General features: G+C 70.9%; 14 protein-coding genes. 7 read left to right on the top strand and 7 right to left on the bottom strand.

Translation table 11 applies throughout. The features are described from left to right. The first annotated feature begins 215 nt into the window (after nt 1–215). Nucleotides 216–971 (top strand): Bax inhibitor-1/YccA family protein, encoded by a 756-nt coding sequence (locus tag ACIY1X_RS17030; protein WP_399682678.1) that lies wholly within the window; start codon nt 216–218, stop codon nt 969–971. 101 nt (nt 972–1,072) lie between these two features. Here ACIY1X_RS17030 and ACIY1X_RS17025 read toward each other — a convergent pair whose 3' ends face one another. The 3 genes from ACIY1X_RS17025 to grxC all read right to left on the bottom strand — a co-directional run bounded on the left by ACIY1X_RS17025 (nt 1,073) and on the right by grxC (nt 2,873). Continuing rightward, nucleotides 1,073–2,086 (bottom strand): isocitrate dehydrogenase, encoded by a 1,014-nt coding sequence (locus ACIY1X_RS17025; protein WP_399682675.1) that lies wholly within the window; start codon nt 2,084–2,086, stop codon nt 1,073–1,075. Between the two features lie 95 nt (nt 2,087–2,181). Beyond that, nucleotides 2,182–2,586: a carboxymuconolactone decarboxylase family protein gene (locus ACIY1X_RS17020; RefSeq protein ID WP_399682673.1), complete on the bottom strand. Its 405-nt coding sequence runs from the start codon at nt 2,584–2,586 to the stop codon at nt 2,182–2,184. Next, nucleotides 2,583–2,873: a glutaredoxin 3 gene (grxC, locus tag ACIY1X_RS17015; RefSeq protein WP_399682671.1), complete on the bottom strand. Its 291-nt coding sequence runs from the start codon at nt 2,871–2,873 to the stop codon at nt 2,583–2,585. The genes ACIY1X_RS17020 and grxC overlap by 4 nt, the downstream gene beginning before the upstream one ends. 173 nt (nt 2,874–3,046) lie before the next feature. Between grxC and ACIY1X_RS17010 the strand changes: the two genes are divergently transcribed. From ACIY1X_RS17010 to ACIY1X_RS16990, 5 genes are read left to right on the top strand one after another with little or no spacing between them, the layout of a single operon-like run. Continuing rightward, nucleotides 3,047–4,642: a M48 family metalloprotease gene (locus ACIY1X_RS17010; RefSeq protein WP_399682668.1), complete on the top strand. Its 1,596-nt coding sequence runs from the start codon at nt 3,047–3,049 to the stop codon at nt 4,640–4,642. A gap of 47 nt (nt 4,643–4,689) precedes the next feature. Next, entirely contained in the window at nt 4,690–5,394 is a 705-nt protein-coding gene (gene phoB, locus ACIY1X_RS17005) for a phosphate regulon transcriptional regulator PhoB (RefSeq protein WP_399682665.1), read from the top strand. Between the two features lie 28 nt (nt 5,395–5,422). Beyond that, a complete protein-coding gene (gene phoR / locus ACIY1X_RS17000; protein WP_399682662.1) occupies nt 5,423–6,604 on the top strand; it encodes a phosphate regulon sensor histidine kinase PhoR in 1,182 nt (393 codons plus the stop codon). Beyond that, nucleotides 6,601–8,670, top strand: coding sequence for a polyphosphate kinase 1 (gene ppk1, locus ACIY1X_RS16995; RefSeq protein ID WP_399682659.1), 2,070 nt, complete (start codon nt 6,601–6,603; stop codon nt 8,668–8,670). The genes phoR and ppk1 overlap by 4 nt, the downstream gene beginning before the upstream one ends. Before the next feature lie 8 nt (nt 8,671–8,678). Then, nucleotides 8,679–10,226 (top strand): exopolyphosphatase, encoded by a 1,548-nt coding sequence (locus ACIY1X_RS16990; RefSeq protein ID WP_399682656.1) that lies wholly within the window; start codon nt 8,679–8,681, stop codon nt 10,224–10,226. A 12-nt stretch (nt 10,227–10,238) separates the two neighbouring features. Here the strand turns inward: ACIY1X_RS16990 and ACIY1X_RS16985 are convergent, their stop codons facing one another. Continuing rightward, on the bottom strand, nt 10,239–11,837 hold the full coding sequence (locus tag ACIY1X_RS16985) for a M20/M25/M40 family metallo-hydrolase (RefSeq protein ID WP_399682653.1): 1,599 nt from the start codon (nt 11,835–11,837) through the stop codon (nt 10,239–10,241). Between the two features lie 95 nt (nt 11,838–11,932). Between ACIY1X_RS16985 and ACIY1X_RS16980 the strand changes: the two genes are divergently transcribed. Continuing rightward, nucleotides 11,933–12,793 (top strand): 23S rRNA (adenine(2030)-N(6))-methyltransferase RlmJ, encoded by an 861-nt coding sequence (locus tag ACIY1X_RS16980; protein ID WP_399682650.1) that lies wholly within the window; start codon nt 11,933–11,935, stop codon nt 12,791–12,793. 103 nt (nt 12,794–12,896) lie between these two features. Here the strand turns inward: ACIY1X_RS16980 and ACIY1X_RS16975 are convergent, their stop codons facing one another. From ACIY1X_RS16975 to ACIY1X_RS16965, 3 genes are all read right to left on the bottom strand, one after another. Then, the gene (locus ACIY1X_RS16975; RefSeq protein WP_399682647.1) at nt 12,897–13,838 is read right to left on the bottom strand and encodes a cation diffusion facilitator family transporter; all 942 of its coding nucleotides are present in this window, start codon (nt 13,836–13,838) and stop codon (nt 12,897–12,899) included. A 68-nt stretch (nt 13,839–13,906) separates the two neighbouring features. Beyond that, entirely contained in the window at nt 13,907–15,913 is a 2,007-nt protein-coding gene (locus tag ACIY1X_RS16970) for a protein-L-isoaspartate(D-aspartate) O-methyltransferase (protein WP_399682644.1), read from the bottom strand. A gap of 86 nt (nt 15,914–15,999) precedes the next feature. Further along, nucleotides 16,000–16,173: serine hydrolase (locus ACIY1X_RS16965; protein ID WP_399682680.1), on the bottom strand; the 174-nt coding region annotated here is incomplete at its 5' end.

Raw genomic sequence — 16,173 nt, 5'->3', positions numbered from 1 at the left:
ACCCCCGACATCCTGCTCCCAAAGCAGGCGCGCTACCAGGCTGCGCTATACCCCGCCGCTCGGAACTGCTTGTCCTTCCCACGGCGCGCCAACGCCACGAAAGGCCGGCTATTCTGGGCAGCCGGCAACACGCTGTCAACGCGCGGCGAACGCCGGCGCACGCCCGTGTATGCTCCGGTACAGGCATTCCCGGCCAAACGAGGACAAGGCAAGACATGCGCAGCGGCAATCCGGCACTGAACGCTTCCACCTTCCTGGACCTGGGCAGCGGCACCGTGGTGCGCCACGACGCCTCGGCCATGACCCTCAACGGCACGGTCAACAAGACCGCGTTCCTGCTGGTCCTGACCCTGGTCGGGGCGGTGTACACCTGGAGCCGCTATTTCGCCGGCGACGGCGCGGCGCTGATGCCCTGGGTCTGGGGCGGGCTGATCGGCGGCCTGGTGCTGGCCCTGGTGACCGTCTTCAAGAAGGAGTGGTCGCCGGTGACCGCGCCGCTGTATGCGGTCGTCGAGGGCCTGGCGCTGGGCGCGATCTCGGCGGTGTTCGAGCAGCGCTTCCCCGGCATCGTGATGCAGGCGGTCGGCCTCACCTTCGGCACCCTCGCCGCCCTGCTGCTGGCCTACCGCAGCGGCCTGGTGCGCGCGACCGAGAACTTCAAGCTGGGCGTGGTCGCCGCCACCGGCGGGATCATGCTGCTGTACCTGGTGAACATCGGCATGCGCCTGTTCGGGTTCGAGGGCATGGGCTTCATCCACGACAGCGGCTGGCTGGGGATCGGCTTCTCGCTGGTGGTGGTCGTGGTCGCGGCGCTGAACCTGGTGCTCGACTTCGACTTCATCGAGCAGGGCGTCGAGCACGGCGCCCCCAAGTACATGGAGTGGTACGGCGCCTTCGGCCTGCTGGTGACCCTGGTGTGGCTCTACCTCGAACTCCTGCGCCTGCTCGCCAAGCTCCAGTCGCGAGACTGAGGGAAAAACGCTTTAGCCACGGATGAACACGGATGACACGGATCAAAGAGCAAATGCTCTATCCGTGTTGATCCGTGTTCATCCGTGGCAAATAAAAGCGCTTACGCCGCCGCGCGCTTGGCGATGGCCTGGGCGAAGGCCATGGTGGTGCCGGTGCCGCCGAGGTCGGGGGTGAGGGAGTCGCCGGCGGTCAGGGTGGCTTCGATGGCTTCGCGCAAGCGGGTGGCGGCATCGTGCTTGCCGAGGTGGTCGAGCATCTGCGCGGCGCCCAGCAGCAGCGCGCAGGGGTTGGCCACGCCCTTGCCGGCGATGTCCGGGGCCGAGCCGTGGACCGCCTCGAAGATCGCCGCGTCGGTGCCGATGTTGGCGCCCGGGGCCAGGCCGAGGCCGCCGACCAGGCCGGCGCACAGGTCGGAGATGATGTCGCCGAACAGGTTGGTGGTCACGATCACGTCGAACTGCTCGGGGCGCATCACCAGCTGCATCGCGCAGTTGTCCACGATCAGCTCGTTGGCCTCGATGTCGGGGTACTGCGCCGCCACCTCGCGCGCGACCTTCAGGAACAGGCCCGAGGTCGACTTCAGGATGTTGGCCTTGTGCACGATGGTGACCTTCTTGCGGCCGGTTCGGCGGGCCAGGTCGAAGGCGTAGCGCACGATCCGCTCGGAGCCGCGGCGCGTGGTCCTGGTGATCGAGGTCGCGGTGTCGCCGTCGGCGGACAGCTCCTGGCCTTCCGCGCTGTACGCGCCCTCGGTGTTCTCGCGCACGGTGATCAGGTCCACGCCGCTGGGGAAGCGCGACCGGGTGTTCGGGTGCGACTTGGCCGGGCGCACGTTGGCGTACAGGTCGAAGCGCTTGCGCAGTTCGACGTTGATCGAGGAGAAGCCCCCGCCGACCGGCGTGGTCAGCGGGCTCTTCAGCGCGACCTTGTTGCGGCGGATCGAGTCCATGGTCGCCGCCGGCAGCAGCTCGCCGGTGGCCTCCAGCGCGGCGACGCCGGCCTCGGCGAATTCATAGGACAGCCCGACGTCCATGGCGTCGAGCACGTGCAGGGCGGCTTCCATGATCTCCGGGCCAATGCCGTCGCCACGGATGACCGTAATCGTCTGGGTCATTTGCTTGTTCCGAACGGAAGGCACGGCGCGCGGGCGCCGTGCGAGGGGGGAGTCGGCCGCCCATTATGCCAGACGGCCCGGTATGGACCCGGGGTTCAGCCGTGGTCGTGGCCCGGCGCCGCGGGGCTGGCGCCCTCCCCCGCCTCGAGCCGGTCCAGGAAGTCCACCGCCCGGCGCAGGTGCGGGATCACGATCGATCCGCCGACCACCAGGCCGATGGAGAACGCCTCGAACATCTCGTCACGGCTCACCCCGGCGTCCTTGCACTGGGCCACGTGGTAGCTGATGCAGTCGTCGCAACGCAGCACCAGGGAGGCGACCAGGCCCAGCAGCTCCTTGGTCTTCACGTCCAGCGCGCCGGCCTGGTAGGCCTGGGTGTCGAGCGCGAAGAAGCGCCGGACCACCTGGTTGGGCTCGGCCAGGATCCGCTCGTTCATGCGCTGCCGGAACGCGGTGAACTCCGCGACGCGGTCCTTGCCCCCGTCCCCGCCGGCGCTCATGCCGCGCCGTCCTTGAGGCCGTGCTGCTCGAGCAGCGGCGCCAGGCCGCCGGCGCGGTGCAGCGCCATCATGTCGTCGTAGCCGCCGACGTGGGTCTCGCCGATGAAGATCTGCGGCACGCTGGTCCGGCGCGCACGCGCGACCATGCGCTCGCGCTCGGCCGGGTCGAGGTCGATCCGCACCTCCTTCCACGCCAGGCCGCGGCTCTTGAGGAAGTTCTTCGCCGCCACGCAGTAGCCGCAGCTGGCCGAGGTATAGAGGGTGATGGGGGATTCGACGTCGCTCAAGGCCTGCTCCGGTACTGAACCTGGGGGATGGGACGCGGGCCAATATGGGATCGCGGACCACGCTTTTCCAGCGCAAGGTGTCGATTAACCACGCATTCACGCCACTGCGCGCCCTCCGCGCCGCCTTGGCCTATCCTCGGACCCATCGCTCCGGAACCATGGCCGCCCACCGCATGCGCCCCACCCTCGCCGCAGCTCCGCTGGCCCTCGCCCTGGCGTTCGCCCTGGGCGCCGCCCTGCAGGCGCCGCCGCTGCAGGCGCAGGAGCGCCGCCAGCTCCCGGACATCGGCTCGTCCGCGGGCGCGGTGCTGTCGCCGGCCGAGCAGGCCGAATACGGCGCCATGACCCTGAGCCAGCTGCGCAACTACGACTACGTGCTCGAGGACCCGCTGATCGCCGGCTGGCTGCAGTCGCTCGGGCAGCGGCTCGGCGCGCACAGCGACGACCCGCGCCAGCCGTTCACCTTCTTCATGCTGCGCGACCGCGAGATCAACGCCTTCGCCACCCTCGGCGGCTATATCGGGGTCAATGCCGGCCTGGTGCTGGAGGCGGACAGCGAGGACGAGGTCGCCGCGGTGATCTCGCACGAGATCGCGCACGTCACCCAGGAACATGTGCTGCGCGCGGTGGAACAGGCGCAGCGCGACCAGCTCCCGGTGCTGCTGGCGATGCTCGGCACGATCATCGCCTCGCAGCACAGCAGCAGCAATTCCCGCGACGACGCGGTGATGGCGGCGGTGGTCGGCGCGCAGGGCCTGATGGCGCAGCGCCAGATCGACTACACCCGCAGCAACGAGGCCGAAGCCGACCGCATCGGCATCCGCACCCTTGCCCGCACCGGCTACGAGCCGGAGGCCATGGCCGGGTTCTTCGAGAAGCTGCAGGCGGTGGTGCGCAGCACCCAGACCCGGGAAAGCATGCCCGACTACCTGCGCACCCACCCGGTCACCACCACCCGCATCTCCGAGGCGCGCGACCGCGCGCGCCAGATCGCGGACAACGGCGCCGGCTTCGTGCCCGCCAGCCGCGCGCTGGACAACCCGCTGCTGCCGGCATCCCTGTCGATTTCACCCGGCACCGCCAGCGGCGCCGGAAGCGAATTCGCGTGGGCGCGCGAGCGCCTGCGGGTGCTCAGCGCCAACACCCCGGCGGCCGCCGTGCGCGAATACGAGCGCCTGGCGCGCGCCGGCGAGCTCGACGACGCCCAGCGCTACGGCTTCGCCCTGGCGCACTACCTGGACGGCAGCCCGGCGCAGGCGGCGCGTGAGCTGGGCACGCTGCTCGAACGGCATCCGGGCGAACCGTGGCTGGAACTTGCACTCGCACAGGCGCAGGCGCGCGCCGGCAACATCGAAGCCGCCGATGCCCGCTTCGAGGCCCTGCACGCACGCATGCCGCGCAGCCGCGCGGTGGCCCTGACCTACGCCGCCACCCTCAACGAGCGAAACACGCGCGAAGCCGGGCAGCGCGCGCAGGCGCTGCTGCGCCCGCTGCTCAACAGCGCCGGCGACGACCCGAGCTTCCAGCTCACCTTCGCCCGCGCCAGCGAGATCGCCGGCGACCCGGTGCGCGCGGGAGAGGCCTACGCCGAGGCCGAGTTCCTCAACGGCCGGCCGGAGCGGGCGCTGGTCCAGCTCGGCCTGCTGAAGAAGCGCGACGACCTCGACTACTACGCCCGCGCCCGGATCGACGCCCGCATCGCCGCGATCACCCCGGTGGTGCTGGAACTGCACCGCCAGGGCATCCGCGACAAGGACCTGGAGCGCTAGGGCCGCGGTGTCATGCGGCTGTCATCGAACTGTCGTTCAATAGCCGCATGCCCAAGCGCATCCTGATCGTCGACGACGAGCCCGCGATCCGCGACATGGTGGCCTTCGCCCTGCGCAAGGCCGGGTTCGAGCCGGTGCACGCGGCCGACGGCCGCGAGGCGCAGGCGGCCATTGCCGAGCGGGTGCCGGACCTGGTGCTGCTCGACTGGATGCTGCCGGGCAGCAGCGGCCTGGAGCTGGCCCGGCGCTGGCGCCGCGATCCGCTGACCCGCGAGGTCCCGATCATCATGCTCACCGCGCGCGGCGAAGAGGACGACCGGGTCGGCGGCCTCGAGGCCGGGGTCGACGACTACGTGGTCAAGCCGTTCTCCGCGCGCGAGCTGCTGGCCCGGATCCGTGCGGTGATGCGCCGCAGCCACGAGGACGACGAGCACGGCAGCGTCAGCGCCGGCATGCTCCGGATCGACGGCGCCGCGCACCGGGTGTTCGTCCGCGACGGCGACGCCGAAGCCGAACTTTCGCTGGGCCCCACCGAATACCGCCTGCTGCATTTCTTCATGACCCACGCCGAACGCGTGCATTCGCGCGCGCGGCTGCTCGACCATGTCTGGGGCGGCGGCGCCGAGGTCGAGGAACGCACCGTGGACGTGCACATCCGGCGGCTGCGCAAGGCGCTCGAGCCGGCCGGCGCGGCGGCCATGGTCCAGACCGTCCGCGGGGCGGGCTACCGCTTCAGCGCGTCGGCGGCCTGAACCCGCGGTTCCTGCGAGAATCCGGGGCATGGACTGGAGCCTCGCCACCGCCATCGCGGCCCTCGCCGCGGCCTGTGCCGCGCTGGCCTGGCTGTGGCGGCGGCTGCGCAGGCTCGAGTCCGAGCGGCTCGACGAGCGCCGCCGGGCACGCGCCGGGCGACGCCGGCTGCTGGACCTGCTGCGTGCCTACCGCGCGCTGGCCGACGCGTTGCCCGACGCGGTGATCGTCGCCGAGCGCAACAGCCAGCGCATCGTCTGGTTCAACCCAGCCGCGACCCGGCTGCTCGGCCTGCGCCAGCCGCGCGACATCGACGCGCCGCTGGGCGAATGCCTGCAGGCCTGGCCGATCGCGCGCTGGCTGGCGGCCGGGCGCATGGCCGAACCGATGGGCGACCTGCCCTCGCCGATCTCCCCCGAGGTGCGGCTGAGCCTGCGCCTGGTGCCCTACTCGCCCGAGCACTGGTTGCTGATCGTGCGCGACGTCACCCGGCTGGAGCGGCTGGAGCACATGCGCCGCGACTTCGTCGCCAACGTGTCGCATGAACTGCGCACGCCGCTGACCGTGGTCCACGGCTACCTGGAAATGCTGGACCCGGCCGAGCATCCGGACTGGGCGCCGATGCTTGCGGAAATGCAACGCCAGTCGCAGCGCATGACCCAGCTGGTCGAGGACCTGCTGACCCTGTCGCGGCTGGAATCGCGCGATGCGGTGCCGGAGGAGACCGTAGCGATGGCGCCCTTGCTGGCGACGCTGCAGCGCGAGGCCGAGGCACTGAGCCAGGGCGCGCACGAGATCGGCGTCGAGGACGTCGCGCAGGTCGACCTGGCCGGCTCCCAGCACGAGTTGCACAGCGCGTTCTCGAACCTGGTGAGCAACGCGGTGCGCTACACCCCGGCCGGTGGCCGCATCGGCATCCGCCTGGCCCGCACGGCCGACGGCGGCGCCGAGCTGGCGGTCACCGACACCGGCCAGGGCATCGCACCGGAGCACCTGCCGCGACTCACCGAGCGCTTCTACCGCGTGTCCACCAGCCGCTCGCGCGAGAGCGGCGGCACCGGCCTGGGCCTGGCCATCGTCAAGCACGTGCTCGGCCTGCACCAGGCGCAGCTGCGGATCGAGAGCGAGCCCGGCGCGGGCAGCCGCTTCGCCTGCGTGTTCGGCCCGGGCCGGGTGGTCGCGCGCAAGCGCCGGATCGGGGGCACGGCATGAGCGAAGCGCAGGACGATCCGCTGCGCGATCCGGCGCTGTACTCCAGCCGCGAGCTGGCGCAGCTCGACTTCAACTTCCGGGTGCTGGCACAGGCCCAGGATCCCGCGGTGCCGCTGCTGGAGCGGTTGCGCTTCCTGTGCATCTCCTGCACCAACCTCGACGAGTTCTTCGAGATCCGCGCGGCCACCGTGCGCCACGCCCAGGACTTCGAGATGCCGCCCGGGCCGGACGGGCTGGCACCCGCGACCGTGCTGCGCAGGATCCACGAGCGCGCCGCCGAGCTGGTCGCGGCGCAGTACGACTGCTGGAACCAGGTGTTGCGCCCGGCGCTGTCCGAGGCCGGGGTGCGGGTGCTGGCCCGCGACCACTGGAACGACGCGCAGTCGGAGTGGCTGCGCCAGTACTTCCTCGACGAGATCCTGCCGGTGCTGTCGCCGCTGGGGCTGGACCCGGCGCATCCGTTCCCGAAGATCCTCAACAAGTCGCTGAACATCGTGGTGGTGCTCGAGGGCACCGACGCCTTCGGCAGGGCCGGCAACCTGGCGATCGTGCGCGCACCGCGCTCGCTGCCGCGGATCATCCGGCTGCCGCCGGAGGTGTCCGGCGGCGAGCACGACTTCGTGTTCCTGTCGGCGGTGCTGTCGGCGTTCGTCGGCGAGCTGTTCGCCGGCATGCGGGTCAAGGGCGCCTACCAGTTCCGGGTGACCCGCAATTCAGAACTGATCGTGGACGAGGAAGAAGTCGAGAACCTCGCCCTCGCCCTGCGCGACGAACTGGCCGGGCGCGGCTACCTGCGCGCGATGCGGCTGGAGATCGCGCACGACTGCCCGGCGCCGATCGTGCGCATGCTGCTGGAGAACTTCGACCTCGACGGCAACGCGGTGTACCGGATCGAGGGCCCGGTGAACCTCAACCGGGTGATCCAGGTGTACGACCTGGTGCAGCGCCCGGAGCTGAAGTTCCCGCCGTTCCAGCCGCGCCAGCTCGCCGGCAGCGACGCCATGTTCGAGCGCCTGCGCGCCGGCGACGTGCTGCTGCACCATCCGTTCGACGCGTTCACCCCGGTGCTGGAGCTGGTGCGCCAGGCCGCGGAAGACCCCAACGTGCTGGCAATCAAGCAGACCCTGTACCGCACCGGCAAGGATTCGGCGATCGTCGAGTCGCTGGTGCAGGCGGCGCGCAACGGCAAGGACGTCACCGCCGTGGTCGAGCTGCGCGCGCGCTTCGACGAGGAAGCCAACCTCGGCTTCGCCGACCGCCTGCAGGAAGCCGGGGTCCAGGTGGTGTATGGCGTGGTCGGCTACAAGACCCACGCCAAGATGCTGCTGATCGTGCGCCGCGAGGGTCGCCAGTTGCGCCGCTACGCGCACCTGTCCACCGGCAACTACCACGCCGGCACCGCGCGCCAGTACACCGACCTGGGCCTGCTCACCGCCGACCCCGACATCGGCGCCGACGTGCACCAGATCTTCCAGCAGCTGTCCGGGCTCACCCCGGTCACCCGGCTGCGGCGGCTGCTGCAGTCGCCGTTCACCCTGCACGGCGGCGTGCTGGAGCGGATCGCGCGCGAGGCTGCGCATGCGCGCGCGGGACGGCCGGCGCGGATCGTCGCGCGGATGAACGCGCTGAACGAGCCGCAGGTGATCCGCGCGCTGTACGCGGCGTCGCAGTCGGGCGTGGCGATCGACCTGATCGTCCGCGGCGCCTGCACCCTGCGCCCCGGCGTCCACGGCGTGTCCGACAACATCCGCGTGCGCTCGGTCGTCGGGCGCTTCCTGGAGCACAGCCGCGCCTACTGGTTCGCCAACGACGGCCAGCCGGAACTGTTCTGCGCCAGCGCCGACTGGCTGGAGCGCAACCTGCTGCGGCGGGTGGAGACCTGCTTCCCGATCCTCGACCCCGCGCTCGCGCAGCGGGTCAAGGCCGAGGCGCTGGACAACTACCTGGCCGACAACTGCAACGCCTGGGAACTGCAGGCCGACGGCGGCTACAAGCGGCTGGCGCCCGGCCCCGGCGAAGCGCCCCACTCGGCGCAGGCCGCGCTGCTCGACGCCCTCTGCGGCTGAGGACCCCGATGCCCGACGCCCCGCACATCCGCCTGCGTTCGCCCGCCCTGCCGCTGCAGGACGGCGATCTGCTGGCGGCGATCGACATCGGCTCCAACAGCTTCCACATGGTGGTGGCGCGCTACGTGCTCGGCCAGCTGCGCACCGTGGACCGGCTGCGCGAGATGGTGCGCCTGGCCGAAGGCCTGGACGCGCGCGGCGGGCTGCGCGCCGACGTGCGCCAGCGCGCGCTGGAATGCCTGGCCCGCTTCGGCCAGCGCCTGCGCGACATCCCGCCGCAACGGGTGCGCGCGGTCGCGACCAACACGGTGCGCCTGCTGGCCGCGCCGCAGGCGTTCCTGGTCCCGGCCGAAACCGCGCTAGGGCATGCTATCGAAGTGATTCCCGGGCGCGAGGAAGCGCGCCTGATCTACCTCGGCGTGGCCCACGCGCAACCGCCGCGGCCGGGCCAGCTGCGGCTGGTGATCGACGTGGGCGGCGGCTCCACCGAATGCATCATCGGCAGCGGCCTGGACGCGATCGAGCGCGAAAGCCTGCAGCTGGGCTGCGTCGCCACCACCGCGCGCTTCTTCGGCGACGGCAAGCTCAGCCGCAAGCGCTGGGACGAGGCGCTGATCGAGGTCGGCGCGCAGTTCCAGCAGTTCGCGGGCGTGTACCGCCACCTGGGCTGGCAGGAGACCCTGGGCGCCTCCGGCACGATCAAGGCGATCGGCGACGTGTGCGCGGCGATGAAGCTGAGCAAGGGCGCGGTGATGGCCAAGGCCCTGCCGCAGGTGCGCGAGCGGCTGCTGGCGGCGAAACGGATCGAGGACATCGACCTGCCAGGGCTGTCGGCCGAGCGCAAGCCGGTGATCGCGGGCGGGCTGCTGGTGGTCGAGGCGGCCTTCAACGTGTTCGGGCTGGAGCGGATGGCGGCAAGCAAGGCGGCGCTGCGCGAGGGCGTGCTCTACGACATGCTCGGCCGCGGCGGCGCCGACGACCCGCGCGACGCCTCCGTCGCCGCGCTGATGCAGCGCTACGGCATCGACCAGGCCCAAGCCGCGCGCGTTGCCGCGACCGCCGTCCAGCTGTTCGAGCGGGTCTGCCGCGACTGGCAGCTCGACAACGACGACCGGCTGATGCTCACCCGTGCCGCGCGCCTGCACGAGCTCGGCCTGGCGATCGCCCACAGCCAGTACCAGGTGCATGGCGCCTACGTGCTGCAGCATTCGGACATCGCCGGCTTCTCGATGCCCGAGCAGCGCATGCTCGCGGCGCTGGTGCGCACCCACCGGCGCAAGGTGCCGAAACACGCCTTCGACCTGATCCCCGACCGGCTGCTGCCGGCCACCCGCCGGCTGGCGGCGCTGCTACGCCTCGCCGTGCTGCTGCACCGTTCGCAGCAGCCCGAGGACTTCCCCGACCTGCGCCTGCACGCCGAAGGCGCGACCCTGCACTTCGTGCTGCCGCGCCGCTGGCTGGAGGCGCGGCCGCTGCTGCGCGCCGACCTGGAGGATGAGCCGGCGGCCTTCGCGCCGCTCGGCATCACCCTCAGGCTGGACGTGCACGACGACTGAGCGGGAGCCCGCTCAGTCCGCGCGCGGCACCGGCTTGCGCGGCAGCTTCGCGTCGCGCATCGCCGCGTGGTAGACGAAGCTGGCGACGATCGCCGCGGCCTGCTTCAGGTCCTCGGCGCGGGCGTGGTCGTAGGTGTCCAGGTTGGTGTGGTGGACGTTGCTGAAGTAGTCCAGCCCGTCCTGCACGAACTGGAAGCCCGGCAGGCCCACGCGGTCGAACGGGACGTGGTCGGTGCTGCCCGTGTTGCGGGTCACGACGGTGGTCGCGCCGACGTCGTTGAAGGGCTTCAGCCAGGCCTCGAAGATCGGCATCACCGCCAGGTTCTCCTGGGCGTAGATGCCGCGGATCCGGCCGGAGCCGTTGTCCAGGTTGAAGTAGGCGCTGAGCTTGTCGTAGCCCGCCTTGCGCTGCAGCGTGCCCTTGCCCTGGCGGAAGAACGCCGGCAGCTTCGCCTGCTCCGGATCCTCCGGCAGCGGCCACGCGGCGAAATGCCGCTCGACGTAATCGCTGGAGCCGATCAGGCCCTGCTCCTCGCCGCTCCACAGCGCGACCCGGATGGTCCGGCGCGGCTGCGCGCCGACCGCCTTGAGGATCCGCATCGCTTCCATCATCACCGCCACGCCCGCGCCGTTGTCGCTGGCGCCGGTGCCGACGTGCCAGGAGTCCATGTGCGCGCCGAGCATCACCACTTCGTCCTTCAGCGCGCCGCGGCCGGGAATCTCGGCGATGGTGTTGTAGCCGTCGCGGTCGGCGTCGGTGGTGAAGCGCGAATCGGCTTCCAGGCGCAGGCGCACGGTCTCGCCGTCGTCCAGCGCGCGCACCACCTGGTTGTAGTGCTCGGCGATCATCGCGAACTCGGGCACGCCGACCGGCTCGCCGGCCTTGCGCGAGCCGCCGGCGCCGGTGCGGACGATGCCGTTGTCGCGGCTGGAGATGGACACGGTCGCCAATGCACCCTCGTCCATCATGAACTGGTTGCGGGCGCGGGTGAGTTCCTGCCGTTCCTGGTAGCGCTTGATCCAGGAATCGCCGTCGTCCTTGTCGTCTCCCGGCACGGTGAACGCCTGCAGGTCCTCGAGGCTGGTCTTGTCGTGGCGGTGGAAGTCCGCCTTTTCGCCAGGCTTGTACTCGCGCGCCTCGTCGAGGAACACGACCTTGCCGCGCAGCTTGCCTTTGTATTTCTCCAGGTCGGCGAGCTTGTCGATCTTCACCTCGATCGCCTCGCCCTCGACGGGGCCGTCGGTGCCCGGGGTCCAGGCCTTGGGCAGCGCGTACAGCGGCAGCTGCCGCGGCGACAGCATCTCGACCCGCGACTGGCCGAAGGTCCAGCCGCGGCCGAAGTCGGCGAACGCCTCGTCGTGGACGTTGGCCAGGCCCCAGCCTTCGAACTTGCCGCGCGCCCAGGCGTTGGCCCGGTCCATCGCCGGGGAATTGGTCAGGCGCGGGCCGATGTCCTCGGTCAGTTCGCCCAGCAGGTCCATGACCTGCGAGTGGTGGAAGGCTTCCTGCCGGATGCGGCTGACCATGTCCAGGTCGACCGGCTCGGCCGGCTGTGCGCACACCGTGCCCACCGCCAGCGCCATCACTGCGCCCAACAGACCACGCTTCATTCGACTCCCCCGGGACGTCCCCAAAAGGTCGAGTGTAGGCGGCCCCGGCACGCGCGACCCATGCATTCGGTCATGGTCCCTTAGACTCGCGTCACATGAACTACCGACACGCCTTCCATGCCGGCAACCACGGCGACGTCCTCAAGCACGTGGCGCTGCTCGCCCTGTGCGAGGCGCTGGTGCGCAAGCCGGCGCCGCTGTTCGCCCTGGACACCCACGCCGGCCGCGGCCTGTACGCGCTCGATGCCGAGGCCGCGCGGCGGACCGGCGAAGCCGCGGAGGGCGTGGAGCGGCTGATCGCCCGGCCACGGCTCGAGCCGCTGGTCGAGCGCTACCTGGTCGCGGTCACCGCCTGCCGCCAGGCCCACGGCGCGCTGGCCTACCCCGGCTCGCCCTGGCTGCTCGCGCACGCCCTGCGCGGGCAGGACCGGATCGCCTGCTGCGAGCTGCAGCCGGAGGAGGCCGCGGCGCTGAAGGCGAACTTCCGCGACGACCCGCGCGTGGCGGTGCACCCGCGCGACGGCTACGCGGCGATCGGCGCGCTGCTGCCGCCCACGGTGGACGGCCAGCGCTACGCGCGCGGCCTGGTGCTGGTGGACCCGCCCTACGAGGCACAGCTGGCCGAGTTCGAGCACGCGCGCACGGCGCTGCGCACCGGCCTGGAGCGCTGGCCGCAAGCCACCTACGCGCTGTGGTACCCGATCAAGCAGCGCCGGCAGCTGCAGGCGTTCTACCGCCGCGCAGCCACGTTGCCGGCGAAATCGGCGTTGCTGGTCGAACTGCTGGTCCGCCCCGACGACTCGCCGCTGCGCATGAACGGCAGCGGCCTGCTCATCCTCAACGCCCCCTGGCAACTCGACCAGGTCCTCCGCCCCGCCCTCGCCCAACTCGCCACCCACCTTGCCGAACGCCACGCGCCGCAGCCCCGGCTGGAGTGGCTGGTCCCTCCGGCCTGAAGGAATTTTTTCGACACGGATTACACGGATCAATACGGATCAACACGGATAAGGCTTTTTATATTGGTTTTGCGTTATCCGTGTTCATCCGTGTAAATCCGTGTCAAAAATGCTTTTGCTCTTCTTCGGCGGTGGGGACGCGGGGGAGTTCGGGTTCGAAGAAGCTCCAGAGGACTTCGGGGAATTCGGCCTTGAGGCCGCGTTCGATGGCGCTGATCTGGTGCAGCATGGCGTCGGCGTCGCGTTCCTCGCGCATGCGCGCCTGCACCGAGACCAGCGCGCGGTTGCCCAGTTGCAGGGTGATCAGGCTGATGATGTTGGCGATCTCCGCGCGGCCCTCCAGGTAGGCGCGGATCTCGGCCTGGCGGCGCGGGTCCATGCTCTGCCCGATCAGCATCGCCTTGACCTCGATCGCCACCAGCACCGCGACCACCACCAGCAACACGCCGATCGCAATCGTGCCCAGCGCGTCCCACATCGGGTTGCCGGTGACCACCGTCATCATCACCGCGACCAGCGCGAAGCACAGGCCCAGCAGCGCGGCCAGGTCCTCGCCGAAGATCACCACCAGCTCGCTCTGCCGGCTCTGCCGGAACCACTGCCACAGGGTGCGTTCGCCGCGCGACTTGTCCACTTCCTGCAGGCAGGCGCGCATCGAGATGCCCTCGGCGACGATGCCGAACACCAGCACGCCCGCCGCCCACCACCACTGCCGCAGGGGCTCGGGCGCCTGCAGTTTGTGCACGCCTTCGTACAGCGAGAACATGCCGCCGACGCTGAACAGCATCACCGCCACCAGGAACGACCAGAAGTAGGTCGCCTTGCCGTGGCCCAGCGGGTATTCCGGCGAGGGCGGCCGGCGCGCCTGGCGCAGGCCGAGCAGCAGCAGGAGCTGGTTGCCGCAGTCCGCCAGCGAGTGCACGGTCTCGGCCAGCATCGCGCTGGAGCGGGTGAAGTAGGCCGCGACGCCCTTGGCGACGGCAATCGCGAAGTTCGCGCCCAGCGCGAACAGGATGGCGCGGTTGGAATCGCCGGATGAGGCCATGCAAGATCCAGTTCAAGAACAGGGGTCAGAGCACATTTTTTACCAAAAATGTGCTCTGACCCCTGTTCTCAGGTGCCGAAGGGGTAGGTGTCGGGGAGACCGCGGCCGTGACCGTCGGCCAGGGCCGTCACCGCCCGGGTCCGGTCGAACCAGGTCCAGCCGTCGTACTGCTGGGCCAGGGAGGAGGCGGCGTAGTGGCTCCAGCGCTCGGTGTCCGGGCGGTAGACCACGCCGATGTAGCGTTGCAGCCGCGCCGGCAGCAGGGCCTCGCGGGCGTGCCTGCGCTCGGTCACGTGGGCGTCGTCGCGCAGGTCGAGCAGGCCGCATTCGACCCCCGCCTCGTGGAAGTTGCGCTCCAGGCTGTCCGGCCGCGACGGGTTCACCTCCATGACCTGCATCGGCGCGTCCCAGTCGCTGGCCGCGGCCACGGTCCCGGCGTGGGTGCCGAATCCGAGCAGCGCCGCGCCGGTGCCGAAGACCTCGCGGCAGAGCTGGCCGATGTTGTGCTCGCCGCGCACCTGGCCCATCTCGGTGTGGCGCGCGTCGCCGATGTGGGAGTTGTGCGCCCAGACCACCGCCTTCGCATCCGGGCCGTGCGCGTCGAGCAGGTGTTGCAGGGTTTCGAACATGTGGCTGTCGCGCAGGTTCCAGGATTCCGCGCCGCCGTAGTACATCACCCGGTAGTAGGCCTCGGCATTGCGCACCAGGCGCGCGTTCTGTGCGGCGTCGTGGAATTCGGTGCCGTCCTGCGCGGCGTAGGCGAGGCGCTTGTCGAGCAGGTCGCGCAGCATCGCGGTCACCGCCGGCTCGCACGGCGCATAGCCCTTGCTCAGCGCCATCTGTCCATACCCGGCCGGCTCCGTCGCCCAGGGCGCGAGGCAGCCATAGCGCTTGCGTGCGACCTGCGCGGCTTCCGGGTCGACACGGTCGAGGTAGTCCACCACCGCGCGGATCGAACTGTTGAGGCTGTACAGGTCCAGGCCGAAGAAGCCGGTGCGCGCGTCTTCCGGCAGCGCTTCGTTGTGCGCGCGCAACCACCCCACGAAGGCATCCACCTCGGCGTTGCGCCACATCCAGGTCGGGAAGCGCTGGAACGGCACGGGCGCGTCCGGGCGCTGCGGGCGCAGGCGCACGTGGCGGTCGATCGCGGCCGCGTCCGGCCAGTCCGCCTCCACCGCGACGATACGGAAGCCGTGCCGTTCCACCAGGCGCCGGGTGATCGCGGCGCGTGCACGATAGAACTCGGAGGTGCCATGGCTGGCCTCGCCCAGCAGCACCACCTTCGCGCCGGCGAAACGGTCGTACATGCGGCCGAAGGCGGGGTCTTCGATGCCCGGCAGCGGCTCGATCGCCGCGGCGATCGCGCCGTACAGCGTGTCCGGCGCCGGCCGCGGGCGCGGCGGTGGCCGTTCCAGCACCGGCGCGTCGTCCCGCCAGGCATGCGCGCCCACCAGCGGCACGAACAGCACGTCGCCCAGGTCCTGCTCGTCCCAGTCGTCCTCCCCGACCCGGGTCAGCTTGAGCAGCCGCTGCCGGCGCCGGGTGTCGCCGACCGGCATCACCAGGCGCCCGCCCACCGCGAGCTGGCGGCGCAAGGCGTCCGGCACCGCCGGCGCGCCGGCGGAGGCGACGATGGCGTCGAACGGGCCGGATTCCGGCCAGCCACCGCTGCCGTCGCCGGTGCGCAATTCGACGTTGCCGTAGCCGAGCCGGCGCATGCGGTCGCGCGCCAGGTCGGCCAGCTCGGGGTGCCGTTCGATCGCGTAGACCTCGCGCGCGATGCGGCTCATCACCGCCGCGGCATAGCCCGAACCGGCGCCGATCTCGAGCACCCGGTCGCCGGGGCCGAGCGCCGCCGCCTCGACCATCAGGCCGACGATGAACGGCTGCGAGATGGTCTGCCCGGCCTCGATCGGCAACGGCGCGTCGTCATAGGCGAACTCGCGCATGCGCTCGTCCACGAACGCCTCGCGCGGCACCTCGCGCATCGCGTCCAGGACCCGCGGGTCGCGTACCCCGCGTCCTTCCACCTGGCGGCCGACCATGCGTTCGCGCTGGCGCGCAAAACTGTCCATGGCCCCGGTGTACACCGGGGGATGTCAGCATCCTGTAGAGCGGACCCATGGTCCGCTTGCGCGGGGTAGCCGACCATGGGTCGGCTCTACAGGAACAACGCCCCGATCTTCAGCGCCGTGTCGTACGGCTCCGGGTCGTTGCGGTTGCTCAGCAGCACCACGGTCAGACGCTGCTCCGGCCAGCGCACGATCACGTTGCGGAAGCCGATGGTCTCGCCCGAGTGCCACAGGGTGTCGCCGGTGATCCGCCAGCCATAGCC

The sequence above is a fragment of the Xenophilus sp. genome (genome assembly GCF_044462705.1).
Taxonomy (GTDB): domain Bacteria; phylum Pseudomonadota; class Gammaproteobacteria; order Burkholderiales; family Burkholderiaceae_C; genus Xenophilus; species Xenophilus azovorans.
The sequence above is the reverse complement of the archived record's forward strand: the minus strand, read 5'-3'. Positions and strand labels throughout refer to the sequence as shown.